This window comes from Luteibacter sp. dw_328 (assembly GCF_018449605.1).
In the GTDB taxonomy this organism is placed as follows: Bacteria; Pseudomonadota; Gammaproteobacteria; order Xanthomonadales; family Rhodanobacteraceae; genus Luteibacter.
In genome coordinates this window covers 252,578-271,868 of sequence record NZ_JAAVUW010000002.1, presented here as the reverse complement: position 1 = coordinate 271,868, position 19,291 = coordinate 252,578, and the positions used below count along the sequence as shown (strand labels likewise).

Sequence of the window (19,291 nt, the reverse complement as noted above, 5' to 3'; positions counted from 1 at the left end):
GGTGTTGACCACCGCCCGCGCCAATCGCCTTACAGGCCGTGATTGCCCTTACCCAGATCCTTCAGCCTTCCAAGGAGGCTGCTCACCGGGTCCGCACCTGCACCGCTGTTGCCAGCGCCCGTGCCGGTGGTCGACGACAGCCCCGTCGCGGAGGCGACGTTGTTGACCACCGTGTTCAGGGTGGTCGTCACCGGCGCGATGGCCGGGCTGCTGACCACGGTACTCACGCCCGTTCCGACGTTGGCGACCGTGGTTGCGACGGGGTTCGTCAGGGGGGCGAGGCCACTCAGGCCACCGGTACCCAGGGCACTGACCGGCGCCGACACGCTGCCGACAAGCGCACCGGCGCCGACGAGCACCGCCGAAGCGGGCGTCGAGCCGGGCGAGCCTGCTGTGCCGGGACCTTGACCGAGCGTGTTGCTCGCCACATGCAGCGTGTCCGCTGCACCGTTCAGCGCGCCACTGAGCGGTTGCGACAGCCCACCCAGGGCACCGGGTGCCTGGATGCCGCCGACGTCGGCCGCAATCGAATGCACGCCGGTGCTCAGGCCACCCGAGATGCCGCTCGCCGCCATGCCCGTCGCCGCGACCAGATTGGTGGACTGCGTCGGCGACGCACTGCTTCCCAGGGACACCGCTACCGGGGTCACGAGGTCACTGACGCCCTGCGTCAGCGCGTTTGCCTGGGATGAGCCGAGCAGGCCGCCGAGTTGCCCACCGATCTGCTCGACACCCGTGCCGGCCTTCGACACCACGTCGCCCACGCCTGAGGTGATTGGCGCAATCGGCGTGTTGGCACCGATACTACTGACGCCGGGGCCGAGGTCATGGACCGCGTCACCCGCGTTCTTGACGACATCTTCCAGGCTACCCGTCGTGACGCCCACCGGGTTGGGAATATTGCCGATCTGGCCGAGGCCACCGGAGGTGCCATTGCCGAGGGCCGTGACGGCTTTACCGAGGTCACCCACGGTGCTGCCCAGCGAAGTGGAAAGCCCGCTGGTGCCGCCGAGCAGAGTGACCGACGGCAGCTGCGCGCCAATTCCGGTCACCGTTCCGCCGAGGGAAGAGACGATGTTTCCAGTGCCAGTGGCGATCGCGCCGACCGCGTTGGAGGGCGCTGCCGCGCCGGTACCGCCGGTGCCGCCGCCGGTACCGCCACCACCCGTGCCACCGCCACCGGTACCACCGCCGCCCGTGCCACCACCGTCGCCGCCACCGGTACCGCCTGTGCCACCGCCCGTACCGCCGGTGCCGCCGCCGGTGCCACCCGTGCCGCCACCTGTGCCGCCCGTACCACCGCCGGTGCCGCCGGTGCCACCGCTATCCCCGCCGCCGCCCGTGCCCGAGCCGCCACCGCCCGCGTCGCCGGAGCCGCCCGCGCCACCCGGATTCACCGTGCCCGAGGAGCCACCGCCCGATCGCGTCGAGCCGTGTCCGCTACACGCTGTAATGGAAACCGATGCGGCCAGGATGCAACTGGCCAGAAGGGTACGCGTCAAAACCTTGCCGAAATTCAGTTCGCTCACGACTCACTCCTCGAACGCATGGCGTTCTGGGTAGTGCCCCCTGCCTGTGGGAGCGATACATCGAATGTGACCCACGTCACAACCGTGGATCCATAAAACGCCTGCGCTCGATGCAGCGCTACGCAAAAGTGGCAACTAGGTAAGAATACGTAGAGCGTTTTCGGCCACCTGTTCAGCCGCGTCGTGAGCCCGTGAAGTTGGATCGAACTAAGTGCGAAATCTGCGTGGAGAGCGCGTATTTGCGCGAGATTGTTCAGTGCGCGGAACCGCGCCAGAACGACCGCAGAACGGTAGGAGCCGATTCATCGGCGATCCCGCGGCAGCGGGCCAGTCAGTAGCAAGGAGTGATGGTCCACGAGCACCCATCGCCGATGAATCGGCTCCCACAACGGCGGCAAAAAAAACGCCCCGGTGTGCCGGGGCGTTTTTTGACACTCGTGACCGGAGTCGCTCAGTGCACGGTGAACAGCTTGTCGAAACCGGCGATCCGCAAGGTGTTACGCAGGTCGGCGCTGGCGTTGACGATGCGGATTTCCGCGCGGTCGCCGCCGGCGTGTTCGCGCAGGAGCATCAGCATGCCCAGCGCAGAGCTGTCCATGCCGATGACCTGCTCCAGGTCCAGCACGTAGCTGCGCGCCGCGGCGACGTCACCCAGGCAGGCATCGTGAAAGGCACGGTGGATGGAGAAATCGAAGCGCTCGCCCAGATGGAGGGTGAGGCAACCGTGCTCGGTGTCGTTGTGGACGTTGATGGCCATGGTGGCTTCCCTTAAAACAGGTCGATGTCGCCAGCAGCCATGGACTGCTGGAGGGCGGGGCCACGCGAACGCAGGCGGGCACGCTCGCGCTGCTCGGCCAGGCGCGAACGGACGCGCTGGGCGCGGGCGCCGAGTTCGGCCGGGTTGGCCGGGGCGCAGGCGAGCTCTTCGATGTCGCGCGTGCAGTCGGCCGTGATCTCCTGCAGTTCGACCAGGCGCGAACGCGTCTGGTGCAGCAGCTGGCTGAGGATGTCTTCGAACTGCAGCGAACGGATGGTGGTCGAGACGTCGTTGCCGAGGCCGCGGTTGATCGAGGCGGCTTCGTCCGCAGCGGCGCTGGTACGGGCGTTGGACTCGGTGATAGTCGACATCATGCGATCGATGTCGCCCTTGGCCGAGAGCGCCACGTTCATGTCCTGCGAGGCCATGTGGCCAACCAGTTCACGCAGCTGCTCCATCGCCGTGCGCGAGCGCTCGACGTGGGTGCCGATTTTTTCGTTGAACTGGTTGCTGTGCTGTGCGAGGTTGCGGATTTCACCGGCGACCACGGCGAAGCCGCGGCCGGATTCACCGGCGCGTGCCGCTTCGATCGCCGCATTCAGGGCCAGCAAGTTGGTTTCTTCGGCAATCGTGTTGACGTTTTTCAGCAGCGCGAAGACCGCGTCCATTTCCTTGGCCATGCCATCGATGCGGTAAACGATACGCAGGCTTTCGCGCGACAGCTGCACGATGAGGCCAACGAAGTGCTCGAGCAGGCCGGCGGTGCGGGAGGCGAAGTCCTGCACCGAGATGCCGTTGCCACCGCTCTCGATGATCTCGCTGAGCAGCTTCTGCTGCTTGCCGGTCTTGTGCGACAGGCCGTTGAAGCCGCCGCCAAGTTCGGCCACGGCATCACGCAGCAGATCCAGCGCCTGGTGCAATTCGCGACTGGCGTGGCCAAGTTCGTCGACGATGGCACTGCGGACATCTTCCATCGCCTCGCGGACCGATGCCTCGTCCGAGGACGGCGAATGCAGCACCACTTCCACGTCCGGCAGCGCGGCCGGGCGCAGGCTGATCGCGATCCAGGTCGCGGTCAGGAGGGCCACGACGACCGGGGCGACCCAGGCGGAATGGAACACCAGCACGAGGACCAGGGCGATGGCACTGGCGGCAAAGCCGATGCTTCGTTCGTTCTTGGGGATAAGCATGATGACGTCTCGCTATCAGGTGCCGACGCGCGAGGCGGCGGCGGAAACAGGTGTATGGGCGAGCGCTAGCAGGCGCGCGGCGATCGCATCGAGCGGAAGCATTTCGTTGGCGGCACCGGCTTTCCAGGCGGCGCCGGGCATACCCCAGACCACCGAGCTGGCTTCGTCCTGGACCAGGGTCGGTGCACCGATTTCCCTCAGCTCACCCAGGCCACGCGCGCCGTCGTCACCCATGCCGGTAAGCAGCACGCCGATCGTGGCGGCGCCGACACTGGCCACCATCGAACGGAACAGCACGTCGACGGCCGGTTTGTGGCGATTGACCGGCGGGCCGTCGTGCAGGCGGCAGACATGCTTCGCACCGTCCCACATCACCAGCAGGTGCTGGCTACCGGGGGCAATGTAGGCATGGCCGGCCTGGATGGGCTGGCCATCACGGGCTTCCATCACGCGCATGGCGGAGCAGGAATCCATCCGCGCTGCAAAGGGACCGCTGAAGGCCGCGGGAATGTGCTGGGTGATGACGATCGGCGGCGCGGTGGGCGGCATCGCCTCGAGCACGACGCGGATCGCTTCGGTGCCGCCGGTGGATGCGCCGATGGCGATGATGCGCGTGCCACCCCGCGTTCCGGCGGTCTGTGCGCGCGGTAGCACGGCGTCGGCGGAGAGGCGCGGGGCAACCTCCAGCTTGCTGACCGAGGCGCGCTCACGCGGCTTGGCGCCGGCGGCGAGGCGCACCTTCGCGCAGATTTCCGGCGCGTGATCCATGAACGTGTTGGCGAGGTCGGCGGGCGGCTTGGTGAAGAAATCCACCGCACCCAGTTCGAGTGCACGCAGGGTCACGTCCGCGCCGCGCTCGGTCAGCGTCGACACCATCACCACCGGCATCGGACGCAGGCGCATCAGGTTGTCGAGGAAGGTCAGGCCGTCCATGCGCGGCATCTCGACATCCAGCGTGAGGACATCGGGATTGAGCAGCTTGATCTTCTCGCGGGCGATCAGCGGATCCGCCGCCGTGCCGACCACCTCGATACCCGGATCGGACTCGAGCATGGTCGTCAGCACCTTTCGGACCAGGGCCGAATCGTCGACGATGAGGACGCGTACTTTCTGCATGGGTGCTTGCGACTCGGGTAGCTGAACGTCCCTGTCGGCGGACCGACGGAGGCTGAAATTGTGAAGCGGTACCGCTGACCGCGATGGTCAGAACAGTTCCACCTCTCCCTTTATCGGATCGTCGGCCAATCGCTTGAGGTATCGTTTCTCGCGATCAGCCAGATTGTTGTCGTGCGTGGCGCGCAACTGGCGCACGCGCACCTTGCCGCTGACCGGGAAGAACTGCACCTGGCGCGGGTAGATATCGCCCACGTCGGCCGCGCAGAGCTTCAGGTTCTCGGTCGCGATGTAGCGCTGCACGAAGGTGATGTTGCGCTGGCCGATGTCGGTCATCGTCGCGAGCACGCGCCCACCTCCGAAAATCTTCACTTCGAGATCGTCGCGACGGCCACCGGCCTTGAGGATCGCGTTGATCAGCTGTTCCATCGCATCGTTGCCATAGCGCGCCGCACGGCCGACCGTCGAGGTCCAGCTGTCGCGGTCGCCGGCCGGCTCCGGCAGCATGAAGTGGTTCATGCCACCGATACGACGACGGGCATCGCGTACGCAGGCGGATACACAGGAGCCCAGCACGGTCGAGATCATCTCTTCCTGCGTGCTCACGTAGTACTCGCCCGGCAGAATCTTTACCGTGACCACTTCCTGGGCGGGATCCCAGAAGCGGCGGACGTGCTCGAACCCGGGCAGCACGCTTTTCGGATCGAAGCCGATAAAGGTTCTCGGCTGCGCGACGAACGTGTCGCTCATGTGCGTTTCCGGTAGACCGTTCGGCCGATCAGATCGAAGTCCTCGGACAATCCGTACATGGACTCCGAGTGCCCCAGGAACAGGTAGCCGTGGCTTTCCAGCATGCCGGCATAACGGGAAAACAGTCGCTGCTTGGTCGGCTTGTCGAAATAGATGACGACGTTGCGGCAGAAGATGGCGTCGAACTTGCCATGCATCGGCCACTCGTGGAGCAGGTTCAATGGCTGGATGGCCACCAGCTCGCGCAGGCGCGGATGCACCTGGACGTAGCCATCGAACGAACCTTCGCCACGCAGGAACCAACGCTTGCGACGCGCGTCGCTCACCCCGCCCAGGCGATCCACCGGGTACACGCCCTTGCGTGCAACTTCCAGCGCCTGCGGCGACAGATCGGTGGCGAGGATCTTCGCGTCGATCTGGATACCCGTGCGCTCGATGGCCTCGGCCAGCACCATCGCGATGGCGTACGGTTCTTCGCCGGTGGAACAGCCTGCCGACCAGATGCGCAGCCGACCGCTGCCCTTCTTCTCCGCCAGCCAGCGAGGAAGGAGCTCGTCGATGAGCATGTCGTAGTGGTGCATCTCGCGGAAGAACGAGGTGACGTTCGTGCTGATGCAGCTGGCCAGTTCGCCGAGTTCCGACTCCGGATCACGGCGCAAAAGGTCGCAGTAGGCCTCGAAGCCGGAGAGGTTCAGCGCGCGCAGCCGGCGAAGCAGACGCCCCTGGACCAGCTGCCGCTTGTGATCGCCCAGCGAGATGCCGCAGTGCTGCAGCACGAACTCACGCAGGAAGCCGAATTCCTTCTCGCCGAGATTCGGTCCTGTCGCGCCCGCCAGCCCGGCGGCGTCGCCGTTGTTGACGAGCGCATTCATCGATCAGAACTCCTTCCACACACCGGCGTCGGCCGCGGACTCGACCGGACGCTGCGCACGCGGAGCCGGCGTACTGCGCACGGCGGCGAACACGGTTTCCATCTCTTCGCGAGCGGCGTCCTTGCGCTGCGCCTTGGCGGCCGGAGCGCTGGACGCCTGGCCGGTGATCTGGAAGAACGACACCTGGCGGCTGAGCTCGTTGGCCTGCTCGTGCATGGCACGGGCGGCAGCGGCCGATTCTTCCACCAGCGCGGCGTTCTGCTGGGTCATCTCGTCCATCTGCAGCACGGCGTGGTTGACCTGGTCGATGCCGGCCGACTGCTCCGAACTGGCGGCAGCGATCTCGGCGACGATGTCGGTCACTTTCTTCACGCTGTCGACGATCTCGGCGAGCGCTTTACCCGACTGGTCGACCAGCTCGGAACCGGCCTTGACCTTGTTCGCGCTGTCGTTGATCAGGCCCTTGATCTCCTTCGCCGCGCCGGCCGAACGCTGGGCCAGGTTGCGCACTTCGGTGGCGACCACGGCGAAGCCGCGACCCTGCTCGCCGGCACGCGCTGCTTCCACCGCCGCGTTGAGCGCGAGCAGGTTGGTCTGGAACGCGATTTCGTCGATGAGGCTGACGATGTCGGAGATCTTTTTGCTGGAGCTGTTGATATCGCGCATGGCGACAACGGTCTGCGCGACGACTTCGCCACCGCGCTCGGCCTGCTCGCGTGCACCGCGGGCCAGCTGGTTGGCGTGGCTCGCGTTCTCGGCGTTCTGCTTCACGGTGGAGGTCATTTCCTCCATCGACGAGGCGGTCTCTTCCAGGCTGGAGGCCTGTTCCTGCGTACGCTGCGAGAGGTCGTCGTTGCCGCGCGAAATCTGCTGAGCCGCCGTGCTGACCGAACCCGAACCATGGCGCACTTCGCCGACGATGGCGCTGAGGCGCTCGTCCATGGCGCGGAAGGCTTCCTGTAGCTGGCCCAGTTCGTCCGAACGCGTGACCTGGATGTCGTGGCCGAGCTTGCCCTCGGCGATCTGGTGCGCGACCGACACGGTGTGCGACAGCGTACGGATGATGGAGCGGACGACGAGGACGCCGATCAGCAGGCAGATGAACAGGCCGACGGCCAGCGAGCCGATGCTGAGCGCGCGGACCATCTGGTACTGCGCAGTCTCCTTCGCATAGATCGCCGCGGCTTCATCGCGCTTGGCTTCGATGAGCTTGCCGAGCTGGGTCTGGCGATCCATCAACAGCGGACGAACCTGCAGTTCGAGCACGTCGCTCGAGCCTTCGTCAGCCTGGTTGAGGGCGTCGACCATGTCCGACTTCGCCTGGTCGTAGTCGGCGGTTGTCGACTGCCACTTGTCGTAAAGCTTCTTGACCTCAGCCGACATCGGGACCTTGAGGAACTCGGCCTTCAGCTTGGTCATCTCGTCTTCGTACTTCTGGAACTCGGCGACCTTCTGCTTCACCTGGTCCTTGTTGCTGACCTTGGCTGCCGCTTCGCCCAACACGACGAAGGAGAGCAGCGAATCCGTATTGAGACGGCTCAGCGTCTCCGAGGGAGCGAGCTCTTCCTCGTAGATCTGGCGCATGCCTTCGTTCTGGAAGTGCATCGCGCCGAGACCGACGGCCGCACCACCAAGAAGCATGAGCGTGAGCAGGCCGAGCACGCCGTAGAGGCGACCGCGAACGGTCAGGGCGGGGACTTTGAACTTCAACTTCTTCATCACGGTTCCAATCGGCAAAGTGCGGCAAGGACTAACCAGGCGTTACGCTCAGGCGACGGCTTTGACATCCGAGGAGGCCAGGGCGGCCTCCAGCATCTGTGCGTCCTGCGGCTGAAGCAGGCGATCGACGTCGAGCAGGAGGACCATGCGCTCGGCGACGGACGTGAGTCCTTTCAGGTATTCGGTATCGACGGTCGTGCCCATGTCGGGCACCGGGCGAACGTCGCCGGGAGCAACCTCGACCACGTCGGAAACGGCATCGACCACGACGCCGAACTGGCGGCCGTTGACCATCACGATGACCGTGACGGTGGTGGCCGTGTATTCCTCGCGGGCCAGGCCGAAGCGCAGGCGGAGGTCCAGCACCGGCACGATGGCGCCGCGCAGGTTCAGCACGCCGAGCACGTAGCCGGGCGCCTGCGGAATGCGGGTGACCGGCGTCCAGCCGCGAATCTCGCGGACGGCGAGGATGTCGACACCGTATTCCTCGTTGCCGAGGTTCACGGTGAGGTACTGCGCGGCCTCTTCAGGCGCGGCGGTGGCGGAATTGGCTTGCTGGTTCATGTCGTTCCCACGGCGGATCGGTTCGGCGGTTCGGGACCCCTTCCCTTGGGGTATCGGCCGTCGCGGTGGGTTCTTGAGGGGCAAATGCGCGCTTTGTAGGAGCCGATTCATCGGCGATGGGTGCTCGCGGCACCCTAGCCCGCTGCCGCGGGATCGCCGATGAATCGGCTCCTACAAGAACTGGGTCGCGCGATCAGGCGGCCTTGCGGCGGGCCTGCATGCGGACCAGGCCGGTCACGTCGGCAATGAGCGCCACGGAGCCGTCAGCCAGGATGGTCGCGCCGGAGATGCCGGTCACGCGCCGGTAGTTAGCCTCGAGCGACTTCACGACCGCCTGCTGCTGGCCGATCAGTTCGTCGACGAACAGGCCGATACGGGTGCCCTCGCCTTCCACGACGATCACGATGCCCTCGTCGACCGCACGACGCTGCCCCGCACAGCCGAACACGTCGAACAGGCGAACGATCGGCATCCAGTTGTCCCGGAAGCGGAACAGCTCGCCACCGCCGGCCACGCTGCGCACGGTATCCGGCTTGACCTGCACCGACTCGATGATCGACACGAGCGGCACGATGTAGATTTCGTCGCCCACCGCGGCGGTGAGGCCGTCGATGATGGCGAGGGTCAGCGGCAGGGTGATGGTGAAGGTCGTGCCACTGCCTTGCACGCTGCGGATGGCGACGGTGCCGCCGAGATCCATGACGTTGCGACGGACCACGTCCATGCCGACGCCACGGCCGGAAAGGTCGGTGGTCGCGGCGGCGGTGGAGAAGCCCGCCTCGAAGATCAGGTCGGACACGGCCTCGTCGGACATGCCCTCGCCCGTGGTGATGATGCCGCGCTGGATGGCCTTGGCCACGATGGCTTCGCGGTTGAGCCCCGCGCCGTTGTCGGCCACTTCGACGACGATGCTGCCGCCACGATGGAAAGCCTCGAGGCGCAGGGTGCCGGTGTCGCCCTTGCCTGCGGCGACGCGCTTATCCGGCATTTCCAGGCCATGGTCGATCGCGTTGCGGACCAGATGGACCAGCGGATCGCCGATCTTCTCGAGCACGGTCTTGTCCAGCTCAGTGGTCTCGCCGCGCATGTCGAGCACGACCTTCTTGTCGAGCTTCTGCGCCAGGTCGCGGACCAGGCGCGGGAAGCGGTTGAACACCGTGCTGATCGGCAGCATGCGGATGCTCATGACGCTTTCCTGCAGTTCGCGCGTATGCCGCCCCAACTGGGCCAGGCCATGGCGCAGCATTTCCAGCTGCGACGCATCGACGCCGTCGTTGAACTGGCTGAGCATCGACTGGGTGATGACCAGTTCGCCGACGAGGTTGATCAGGGTGTCGATCTTTTCGATGCCGACGCGGACGGAACTGGATTCGCTGTTCGCAGCGGGATCGCGCACGGCGCGCGGGGCGGCTGCGGCCACGGGAGCGGCGGCCGCGGCGGCGACCTCGGCGACCGGTGCGGGCGCAGCGATGCGCGGCGTCACGGTCAGGTCGCAGTCGCCATCGACCCAGTCGAACACGCCTTCGACGGCGGCGCGCTTGGCACCGGCGTCGAGGCTGAGCGTCCAGCCAAGGTAGGACGACTCGGCGTCCATGTCGGCCAGCGCGGGAAGCTTGCTGGCATCGCAGGTGACCGCGAGCGGGCCCAGGGCCTCGAGTTCGCGGAACATGCGTGCCGGGTCGTTACCGGATTTGAGCAGATAGTCAAACGGACGGAAGGCGATGTCCCAGCCTTCGATCGCTTCGGCAGCCGCAGCAGCCTTGGCGACAGCCACCACCGGTGCGGCCGCATGACCGGAGACCATCGCCGACAACTCGGCCAGCAAGGCCTGGCTTTCCGCCGTGGCGGCCGGCTGCCCGGCCATCGACAGGGAGAGCATGTCGCGCACGGTATCGCCCGAGCGCAGCAGCAGCTCCACCACGGCCTTGGCCATCGGACGGCGGCCACTGCGGACCTCGTCCATCAGGTTCTCGGCCACGTGGGTGAAGGCGGCGACGTCCGTGAAACCGAACGTGGCCGCACCGCCCTTGATCGAGTGGGCGGCACGGAACACGACGTTGATCAGTTCCGGATCCTCGGCGCCCTCGTCCAGGGCGAGCAGGGCTTGCTCCATGGCGTCGAGGCCATCGAGGCTCTCCTCGTAAAACGCCTTGTGGAATTGCGCCAGATCGACTTTGGACATGGGGAGACCCTGGAATTACCGGAACACTAAAGTGGAAACAGACGCGGCTGGGATCAGCCGAGGACGCGGTTGACCGTAGCCAGCAGCTGGTCCGGATCGAACGGCTTGACCAGCCAGCCGGTCGCGCCGGCTGCCTTGCCTTCCATCTTCTTTTCCGGGTTCGACTCGGTGGTGAGCATGAGGATGGGAATACCGCGGTAATCCGCGCGGGTGCGGATCTCGCGCACCATCGTGATGCCGTCCATCACCGGCATGTTCACGTCGGCCAGGATCAGGTCGAACTTGTGCACCGCTGCCGAATCGAGTGCCGCCTGGCCGTTGTCGGCCTCTTCGACATCGTGGCCAGCGCCGCGAAGGGTGAAGGCCACCATGCTGCGCATGGAAGCCGAGTCGTCTACCGCAAGAATCTTAGCCATCGGAGCACCTTCAGTTCACGCCGGCGCGAGCCGGCAGTTCAATCAAAGAGTTAAGGCCGAGCACGGCCACGCCGCGCTGCAGGCTGTCGCTGGCGCCGGTCCAGGTCACGGAAAGCCCGGCCGCACGCGCATCGCGCGAGAACGCGGCGAGCAGCTGCAGGGCCGCCGTATCCACCTGGGCCACCGTCGTGCCGTCGAGTTCGACGGCTTCGCCGGCGGCGAGCGCCTTGAGCAGGGTATCGCGCAGGGCCGGGGCCGCGGCGATGCGCAGGTCCGCGTCGAGCGCCAGGGGCGCCCGCGTTGCGTCTTTGGAGGATTTCTTCGCCATCGTCCGATACCGGTTCGGCCCTGGGCGCGTGTCGCCCGGGGGTTCGTTCGATGGTCTTATCGGCCTTGGGGGGAAAAGCTTTAGGGGGTGGCCTTCGCCGGAATGATCAACATCGCGTCGCCATACGAGAAGAATCGATACCGCTGCAACACCGCGTAGCGATACGACTCGAGGATCGCCTCCTTGCCGGCGAGCGCCGAGACCAGCATCAGCAGGGTCGACTGCGGCAGGTGGAAGTTGGTGATCAGGGCATCGACGCTGGTGATCTTGTAGCCGGGGAAGATGAAGATCTGGGTCTCGCCGGCAAACGGGCGCAGTACGCCCTCGACGGTCGCACTTTCCAGCGCCCTGACCACGGTCGTGCCCACGGCCACGACACGGCCGCCGGCCGCACGCGTCTCACGAATCTTTTCCACCAGTCCGGCGCCGACGTTCAGCCATTCCCGGTGCATCACATGGTCGCGGACTTCTTCCGCCCGCATCGGCTGGAAGGTGCCTGCGCCGACGTGCAAGGTAACGTAGCCCATCTCGACGCCACGAGCGCGAAGCTTGGCGAGCAGTTCTTCGTCGAAGTGGAGGCCAGCGGTCGGCGCGGCCACCGCGCCGGGCTCACGTGCGAAGACCGTCTGGTAGCGCTCCTTGTCGGCGGCTTCGGCACCGCGCTCGATATACGGCGGCAACGGCATTTCGCCCAGGCGCGAAAGCAGGCGCTCGAGCGGCTCCTGGCTTTCGAAACGCAGCAGGAAGAACTCGCCCTCACGACCCAGCACGGTGATCATGCTGCCGTCGGCCAGCTCGATGCGGCCGCCTTCCTTGGGCTTCTTGCTCACACCCAGCTGGGCGCGGGCCTCGTGCGGGCCGGTGACCCGCTCGATCAGGATTTCGACCGCGCCACCCGATTCCTTGCGGCCATAAAGGCGCGCAGGAAGAACCCGGGTGTCGTTGAAGATGAGCAGGTCGCCGGGCTGGAGCATCTCCGGCAGCTCGTAGAACTTCCGGTCCTTCTTCGTATGCGCACCGACATCGACCACGAGCAGCCGGCTTCCCGAGCGCCGGGCCAGCGGGGCCTGGGCGATCAGGTCGGGGGGCAGATCAAAGTCGAAATCGGATTTCTTCACGAGAGGGGTGTTCAGGAGGCGGGTTGGGCATTATCGCCCATCCCGGCGCATAGGGCTTGGTAGGAGCCGATTCATCGGCGATGGGTGCTGGCGGAAGCGTGGCCCGCTGGCGCGGGATCGCCGATAAATCAGCTCCTACGGGGCGACCGTGCGCCTGCGGCGTCGGCGTATGACGAGGAACACCAGGCCTGCCACGGCCAGCACGAATACCGCGATTTCCACGGCGAGGTACTTGCGCACGAAGTGCTTGACCGCCCTCACCTGCTCCGCGCGCTTGAGCTTGCGGGCACTGGCGAAGTCGGGCTCTTCACAGTTCCAGCCGAAGCTGTCGGCCCATTCCACGTAGGGCCCCTGCTTCACGTAGCGGGCGTAATAGGCCTGGGCGCGGCGCTGCCGTTCATTGATGGGCTTGGAGGCATCACCATCGGCCGCCTCGTTGTAATCCGGTGGCCCCTGCAACATCCAGTTCGTCGCCATGCACAAGGTAGCGGCAAAAGCCTGCGACCGCGGCGGCAGCAGGTCGGCCGCCGAGACGGCCCGGTCCGCGGCGAGATAGCGGTAGTGGAAGCGACGGTCCGGCTGGGCCGCACTGTCGTTGAAACGCTGGTGCTCGCCAGCGGTGACCAGATCGCCCTTCAGCGTATCGGCACTCTGCCCGCTGCCACCCTGATACCCACCGCCGTTGTCACTGTAATCGGGTCCCTGCTCGAAACCGAGCAGCTCCATGCCGTTCTCGCGTGCGATCTTCGCCGCCGCATAGCGCGCTTCCGCCTTGCCGATATCGGTCCATGCGTGGTCACCGTCGTGAAGGTCGCTGGCGTACTCCTTTGCCTTCGCACGCAGATCGACGTCGCCAAAGCGCGGATCCAGACCCGGGGCGAAGTACGCGTACGCGTCCTCGAAGCGACCAGCGCGCATCAACCGACGTGCGAGCAGCCAGCGCAGACGATCCTTGAGCGACAGCGGTTCGGCCGGGTGATCCTTGTCCGGCTTCACAGTCGGCGTGGGCGATGCGGGTACCTGAGCGTCGATGAACGTCTTCAGCTCGTCGACGGCCAGCACGCGCTCGGCGATGTAGTTCATGTCGTTGCCGTAACCGGCGCCTGACTCTTCCAGCTCGCCGTCGTAGACGTTGCCATCGCCGCCCACTGCCGTCGAAGCCTCGTACATGCGCGTCATCGCGTCGACGTATTCGCCGCGGGCGAGCGCCAGCACGCCACGCTCGCCCATCAGGCGGTGCACGCTGTCCGGCTCGAGCGCGGCCTTGGGATCGTCAGCGCGAGGAAAGGCCTTTGCGGCCTCGGCGTAGGCACGGGCAGCGCCCTCGCGGTCGCCCTTGCGCAAGGCAAGCTTCGCACGGACCCAACTGGCCAGCGGGCCATCCGCTTTCGCGACGAGCTTCTCGGCATCGTCGTAGCGGCCGAGTTCATAGGCAAGCGAAGCAAGGCGGTCCGCCGCACTGACTTTATCCGGACCCTTTGCCTGAATCGCATCGACCAGAGCGGTCAGCGCGGGCTGCGGCTTGCCATCCGTCGTCTGTGGCGTGACCGAGCTCAACGCATAAGTGACCAGCAAGCGTTGCGATACCGGGCCGTCGATCAGGGCGTCAACCTGGTCCTGGTTAGCGAGTACCGAACTGGCGATGGACGCGAGAGACTGCACCGCATTGCCTGAGCCATGGCCCGCCTGCGCGGCATAGAGGGCGATGGCGTGCTTCAGGTCGGCCGACGAAAGCGACGACGCACAGTCTTCGCCGTTATAGAGGTTCACCCACACGCAGGGCTTCGCATCCGCATACAGGCTAAGCCGCGCTTCTTCACCAAAGCTCGCCACGGCCAGCCCCTGCGCGTCGGACGCGCCGGCGAGCACGCGGGCGCGGACCTGCTGGAACGATTTCGCCGCAGCGTCACGCTGCGTCGCAAACGCCGGGGTGCCGGCCGCCTTTGCGGCGCGTAAGGCATGCACCTCGCCAAGCATATAAGCCGCCCAGGCGCCGCGATGCGTCGCCTGATCCGGTGGCATGGCAAGCACCTGTTCGAAGCTCGCCTGTGCCTTGTCGAGCGCGTCGGCGTCGAAGACGGCGCACGGCGGCTTGCTCAGGGCTTCACCGTACTGACTGTCGGGTGGTCCCGGGCATTCCTGCGTCGCACGCGTCCAGTCCACCGCACCGGCCACGTACGCACGCACGTCGGCAGGAAGATCGGCGCCACCCTCGAACGCTTGCGCGCCGGTCGCCGAGGCGCGGAGCACTTTCACACGCTCGGCCTGTTCGGGCGTCAGGTCGGGCTTCGCCTTGGGATCCTCACCGTAACGCCCCGACTCCATCGCTTCCAGGCCGTCGCTGGCCGGTAGTAGCTGCTGGGCTTCGAAGGCGAACGTGTTCTGTGGCACGGCCTTCAGGGTGGCGTCGCGATCGTCCAGCATCTGCGTCGGGAAATCCGGGCCACAGGCCCAGGCGACCGCGCCGACGACGGCGACCGCGAAACCGAAACCGAAACCGATCGCGAGCGTCTTCTGCTTCCTCATGAAACGGGCGTTCCTTGTGCGGGTGTCGGTGAAAGAGTAAGCGGCGTGCCCGGCTTGCAGCGGGCCCAGCCGATCGATCGGCGGGTATGCGCGGGAATCTGGCGCGCGCCTTCGGCGATGAGTTCGAACGAAGCACCGGCCCGCTGCAGGCGATAGCCATCGATACCGTCGGCCAGTTCGCATGAGGCCGGCAGCGCGACACGTGGCGGTGGCGCCGCATCGGTCGCGCCACGATTTTCAAGCATGACATCCGACGGAGCGTCGGCCGCCCTGCCCGGCTGCAACGTGATCAGAAGGGGAAGCGTGTCGAGTTGCCCCCTGACGACGCCGCGCCAGGTCGCAAGGCTCCAGGCGCGCGTATCGTCGGCCGTGGGGAGGCGAAACCACACGACCCCGGCGAGACCGCGTGGGCGGTCCTTCGACAGGTGCTCCACGAAAGCCATCAAGGTGTTCGGCGCCGCATACAGTTCGGAAGACGTCGCACCTGCCGCCAGGGCGCTCTGTTCGCTTTCGACAGCGAGCAGGCTACCGTCTTCATTCCAGCTCACGCGCGAACCGTACGTCGGCAACGCCACACGAAACGGCTTGCGCGTATGCGCGGCGAACTCATCGATCCAGCGGTTCGCGACCAGGGGATCGAACAAGCCGGCCTGGGGCGCCTGCACGGCATGCACCTGCAGCACGGACTCGTCGGGCACGACCAGCAACGCGTCGAGATCGCGCGAGCCCAGCCACGTCGGCAAGGCCGTGATCGAGAGGGGCAGTGAACCCAGGCGCGACCGCAATGACGTGAGGAAGGCGGTATACGCCGGCAAGCGCGCGGTCGGGCAGTCGTAGTCGATTTCGATGCCTGCGATAAGGGCGGCAGGCCACGCCGCCCTGAGTGCCGCGATGCGGTCGGCGAGCACGGCCGCATCGAAGGCCGCCAGCCTCCCGTCGATCCGCACCACCAGGACGACAGGCCGACCGCTCCGGGCCAGCGCTTCCCTGTCCGGTGCGAACGTGTGAAAGGCCCCGTTGCGATCGGCCTGGGCAACCAGCACCCGCCAGTCGCGGACGAGGTCCGACGAACTCGCCATTGCGTCGCGCAGAGCGGGCGTCCACTGCCGCTGCCATACATAGGCATCGTGGGCCAGCGGTGCGGACGTGCGATCGCACGCGGCAACGAGCATCGCCGCGATCGTAACGATTGCCAGAGTCCGCAGCATGTACGCCAAATCCGATGGCTCCCCGACGCGCACCGGAAGCGGTGCGCTACCGGTCCATTGTAGCGGTCAGAGCCAGCCCTTCTGGCGTGCGAGTCGATACGCTTCGATGCGGTTGGCGGCGCCGAGTTTGCCGATGGCCTCGGAAAGATAGTTGCGCACCGTGCCATGGGAGAGATTCAGCTGCGTGCCGATGTCACTGGCCGACTGCCCTTCCCCGGCCAGCCGCAAGACCTGCCGCTCACGGTCGTTCAGGGGATCCGCTTCGGACCACGCCTCCAGCGCCAGTTGCGGATCGATGGCGCGCCCGCCGCGGTGGACCATGCGCAGGGCCTCAGCGAGGTTCTCGGCCGGGGCATCCTTGAGCAGGTAGCCGCTGACACCGGCATCCAGCGCGCGACGAAGAAAGCCCGGCCGGGCGAACGTCGTCACGATGATCACCTTCATCGGCAACTCGTGGCGATGGATGCGCTGGGCGATTTCCAGACCGGTCAGGCCGGGCATCTCGATATCGGTCACGAGCACGTCGGGTTTGAGCCGCTGCAGCTCGCGCCATGCGCTCTCCCCATCGGCCGCCGAACCGAGGACCTCGATGTCCGATTCGAGACTGAGCAGGGCCGTCAGGGCACCGCGCACCATGGCCTGATCTTCGGCGAGGAAGACGCGGATCATGCCGGGCTCCCCTGCAGCGCCGGCGGCACCGCCAGGCCGATCTCGAGCACGGTGCCCTGCTTCGCCGGGGAGTCGATAGCCAGCCGGCCGCCGACCTGCCGCACGCGCTCGCGCATGCCGGAAACCCCATTGCCGTGCGCGGCGAGTCCGCCACAACCGTTGTCCGTGATGCGCATGGAAAAATCCTGTCCGTTACGGGTAATGACCACGCGCGCTTCGGTCGCGCGCGAGTGTCGATGAATGTTGGTGATCGCTTCACGTAGAACGAGCGAGAGTGCCGCTTCGGCGGGTTCGGGCAAAGCCAGACGCTCTGGCATGGTCACGTGCAGCGCGATGCCCGAGGCCTCGAGCATCAGGCGTGCCGAAACCAGCTCACTGCCGAGATCGCCGGCACGCATGCCGGTCACGGCACTGCGGACTTCGGTCAACGTGTGACGGGCAACGCGCTCGACTTCTTCCATTTCCTGCTGCGCACGGGCGGGATCGACCAGCGCCAGGCGCTTGGCCAGCTCGGACTTCAGGGTGATAAGCGAGAGCGTGTGGCCGAGCAGATCGTGCAGGTCGCGACCGATGCGTTCGCGCTCGGCCAGTGTGGCCAGCCGACGAACTTCGACCTGCGACAGACGCAGCTCGGCGTCACGACGTGCGCCACGCACGTAGAGAAAGTTGCTGAAGCCGGCTGCCAGGCCCGCACCGAAGACGATCGCTACATGGATAAACGGCACGCCGAAGGCATACACCCAGGCCAGCGTGACCAGCGTTGCCAGCCCTACACCCATGAGCCAGTAACGCGCTTGCGGCGCATACGCCAGGAGGGTGACGCCGATGATCACATAGCCCAGCGATATGGGATTGACCGGCCAGAGGATAAAGCCCATCACGACGATCGTGACGGCGTGGAACGGCAAACGCCGCAGCGGCGCAATGTAGACGCCGATGTAGCAGACCAGGTAGACGAGGATCGAAAGTAGTGTCGGTCCGAACCAGCCCCAGTCGAACGCCTTCAGCGCGAGCGGCCCCTGGATCAACGCGACCAGCCAGAACACCTGCAGCCCGGCCTGCCAGCGCAGGTAGGTCGGCGAGCGCAGCGTGCCGAGCAGGGAATCCGGGTGGACGGTGGGAAGTCGCATCACGACGTCGGCCGCGGCTCGAGACCGAGGTTATCGGGTTCCGTCGTCGGCGCGAGACGCCGATCCGCTGCGGTCAGCGGCACGGCGATCCGCACCCGGGTTCCTTTGCCGCGCTCGGATTCGAAGGCCAGGGTGCCGCCCAGCGCTCGAACACGCTCACGCATGCCGCATATGCCATTGCCCTCTTCGCTCACGCCGCCACTGCCGTTATCGGCGACACACAAAGTAAGGACACCCCCGGTAACGTCGACGCGCGCTTCCGCGAACGAGGCGCGCGCATGGCGGTGAATGTTGGTGACCGCTTCACGCAGAACCAGCGCAAGGCCGGCCTCCAGCCGTTCGGGAAGCTGGGGCAATTCGCTGACGTAGTCGAAGTGCACCATCGAGGCATTGAGCAGCAGGCGAGCGGAAGCGAGCTCGGCGGCAAGACCCGTCGCACGAATGCCGGTAACCGCCGAACGGACTTCGGCGAGCGCATGACGGGCGACTGCCTCGGCTTCTTCCATCTCGCGACGTGCGGCGTCCGTGTCGCGGTCGATCAGGCGCCGCGACAGTTCCAGCTTGAGTGTGATCAAGGACAGTGTGTGGCCCAACAGATCATGCAGGTCGCGCCCGATGCGCTCACGTTCGGCCATCGCGGCGAGGCGCCGAACCTCGTCGTGGGAGAGCTTGAGTTCGGCGTCACGTTGCGCGTTGACCCGGTAGATGATGTTGATCGAACCGACGGAAATCGCAATGAAGCTCAGCGTCGCCAGGATACTCAGCGGCCAGCTGTAGATGTACGTGCCGACCAGTGCGAAACCGCCGATGATGCCGGCCATTCCGAGATAGGAACGTTTGGGCGAGCCCTCGAAGCCCATCATCGCGCATGCGTAGATCACCAGGCACCCGCCGCCGCTGGCGTTGATGCCCATCAAGGCGTACGCGAGCAGGGCGACCGCGACAGCGAACCAGGAGGCCTGACGCAAGGGCCGGATGTAACTGAGCGCATACAGCCCGAGGAAGGCCGGAAAGGCGATGAGCGTGGCCAGCCACCAGTGGGGGTTGAGCTTCTCGGCGAAGACCAGATCGCCGAAGACATAGACGGTCCAGACCAGATGAAACATGCTCGCGGCGCGCAACCGCGGCTTCCCCTGGAAGCGGTTCCACAGCGAATCCGGTGTCGGCTGAAACCACGAGCGGGCCATACGTGCATCCGAGGAAAGTCGTGCGTTCATGCT

Annotated in this window: 17 protein-coding genes; all 17 read right to left on the bottom strand. The window is 66.1% G+C overall.

The genetic code is table 11. The annotated features are described in order from the left end of the window. Positions 1-29: 29 nt before the first annotated feature. The 17 genes from HB634_RS05815 to HB634_RS05735 all read right to left on the bottom strand — a co-directional run bounded on the left by HB634_RS05815 (position 30) and on the right by HB634_RS05735 (position 19,288). Positions 30-1,529, bottom strand: a complete 1,500-nt coding sequence (locus tag HB634_RS05815; protein ID WP_213947896.1) for a collagen-like triple helix repeat-containing protein — start codon at positions 1,527-1,529, stop codon at positions 30-32. A 451-nt stretch (positions 1,530-1,980) separates the two neighbouring features. Then, a complete protein-coding gene (locus HB634_RS05810) occupies positions 1,981-2,286 on the bottom strand; it encodes an STAS domain-containing protein (RefSeq protein ID WP_218625411.1) in 306 nt (101 codons plus the stop codon). 11 nt (positions 2,287-2,297) lie between these two features. Further along, positions 2,298-3,476: a methyl-accepting chemotaxis protein gene (locus HB634_RS05805; RefSeq protein ID WP_063573297.1), complete on the bottom strand. Its 1,179-nt coding sequence runs from the start codon at positions 3,474-3,476 to the stop codon at positions 2,298-2,300. Positions 3,477-3,491: 15 nt separating this feature from the next. Next, a complete protein-coding gene (locus HB634_RS05800; protein WP_063573296.1) occupies positions 3,492-4,592 on the bottom strand; it encodes a chemotaxis response regulator protein-glutamate methylesterase in 1,101 nt (366 codons plus the stop codon). A gap of 87 nt (positions 4,593-4,679) precedes the next feature. Then, the gene (cheD, locus tag HB634_RS05795; protein ID WP_063573295.1) at positions 4,680-5,339 is read right to left on the bottom strand and encodes a chemoreceptor glutamine deamidase CheD; all 660 of its coding nucleotides are present in this window, start codon (positions 5,337-5,339) and stop codon (positions 4,680-4,682) included. Further along, the gene (locus HB634_RS05790; protein ID WP_213947895.1) at positions 5,336-6,211 is read right to left on the bottom strand and encodes a protein-glutamate O-methyltransferase CheR; all 876 of its coding nucleotides are present in this window, start codon (positions 6,209-6,211) and stop codon (positions 5,336-5,338) included. Before HB634_RS05790 ends, cheD begins: the two co-directional genes overlap by 4 nt. Before the next feature lie 3 nt (positions 6,212-6,214). Continuing rightward, positions 6,215-7,930 (bottom strand): methyl-accepting chemotaxis protein, encoded by a 1,716-nt coding sequence (locus HB634_RS05785; RefSeq protein ID WP_213947894.1) that lies wholly within the window; start codon positions 7,928-7,930, stop codon positions 6,215-6,217. Between the two features lie 48 nt (positions 7,931-7,978). After that, positions 7,979-8,494 (bottom strand): chemotaxis protein CheW, encoded by a 516-nt coding sequence (locus HB634_RS05780; RefSeq protein WP_213947893.1) that lies wholly within the window; start codon positions 8,492-8,494, stop codon positions 7,979-7,981. Positions 8,495-8,687: 193 nt separating this feature from the next. Next, positions 8,688-10,676, bottom strand: a complete 1,989-nt coding sequence (locus tag HB634_RS05775; protein WP_213947892.1) for a chemotaxis protein CheA — start codon at positions 10,674-10,676, stop codon at positions 8,688-8,690. A 53-nt stretch (positions 10,677-10,729) separates the two neighbouring features. After that, positions 10,730-11,092, bottom strand: a complete 363-nt coding sequence (locus HB634_RS05770; RefSeq protein ID WP_046968490.1) for a response regulator — start codon at positions 11,090-11,092, stop codon at positions 10,730-10,732. Positions 11,093-11,102: 10 nt separating this feature from the next. Further along, the gene (locus tag HB634_RS05765; protein WP_063572481.1) at positions 11,103-11,420 is read right to left on the bottom strand and encodes an STAS domain-containing protein; all 318 of its coding nucleotides are present in this window, start codon (positions 11,418-11,420) and stop codon (positions 11,103-11,105) included. An 80-nt stretch (positions 11,421-11,500) separates the two neighbouring features. Then, positions 11,501-12,538, bottom strand: coding sequence for a tRNA preQ1(34) S-adenosylmethionine ribosyltransferase-isomerase QueA (gene queA, locus HB634_RS05760; RefSeq protein WP_213947891.1), 1,038 nt, complete (start codon positions 12,536-12,538; stop codon positions 11,501-11,503). 135 nt (positions 12,539-12,673) lie between these two features. Then, complete coding sequence (locus HB634_RS05755) at positions 12,674-15,064, bottom strand: hypothetical protein (protein ID WP_213947890.1); 2,391 nt, start codon at positions 15,062-15,064, stop codon at positions 12,674-12,676. After that, entirely contained in the window at positions 15,061-16,272 is a 1,212-nt protein-coding gene (locus tag HB634_RS05750) for a DUF3142 domain-containing protein (protein ID WP_213947889.1), read from the bottom strand. Before HB634_RS05750 ends, HB634_RS05755 begins: the two co-directional genes overlap by 4 nt. A 66-nt stretch (positions 16,273-16,338) precedes the next feature. Further along, positions 16,339-16,941, bottom strand: coding sequence for a response regulator transcription factor (locus HB634_RS05745; RefSeq protein ID WP_213947888.1), 603 nt, complete (start codon positions 16,939-16,941; stop codon positions 16,339-16,341). After that, entirely contained in the window at positions 16,938-18,071 is a 1,134-nt protein-coding gene (locus HB634_RS05740; RefSeq protein WP_213947887.1) for a sensor histidine kinase, read from the bottom strand. Before HB634_RS05740 ends, HB634_RS05745 begins: the two co-directional genes overlap by 4 nt. Further along, complete coding sequence (locus HB634_RS05735) at positions 18,071-19,288, bottom strand: sensor histidine kinase (protein ID WP_213947886.1); 1,218 nt, start codon at positions 19,286-19,288, stop codon at positions 18,071-18,073. The genes HB634_RS05740 and HB634_RS05735 overlap by 1 nt, the downstream gene beginning before the upstream one ends. Positions 19,289-19,291 lie beyond the last annotated feature (3 nt).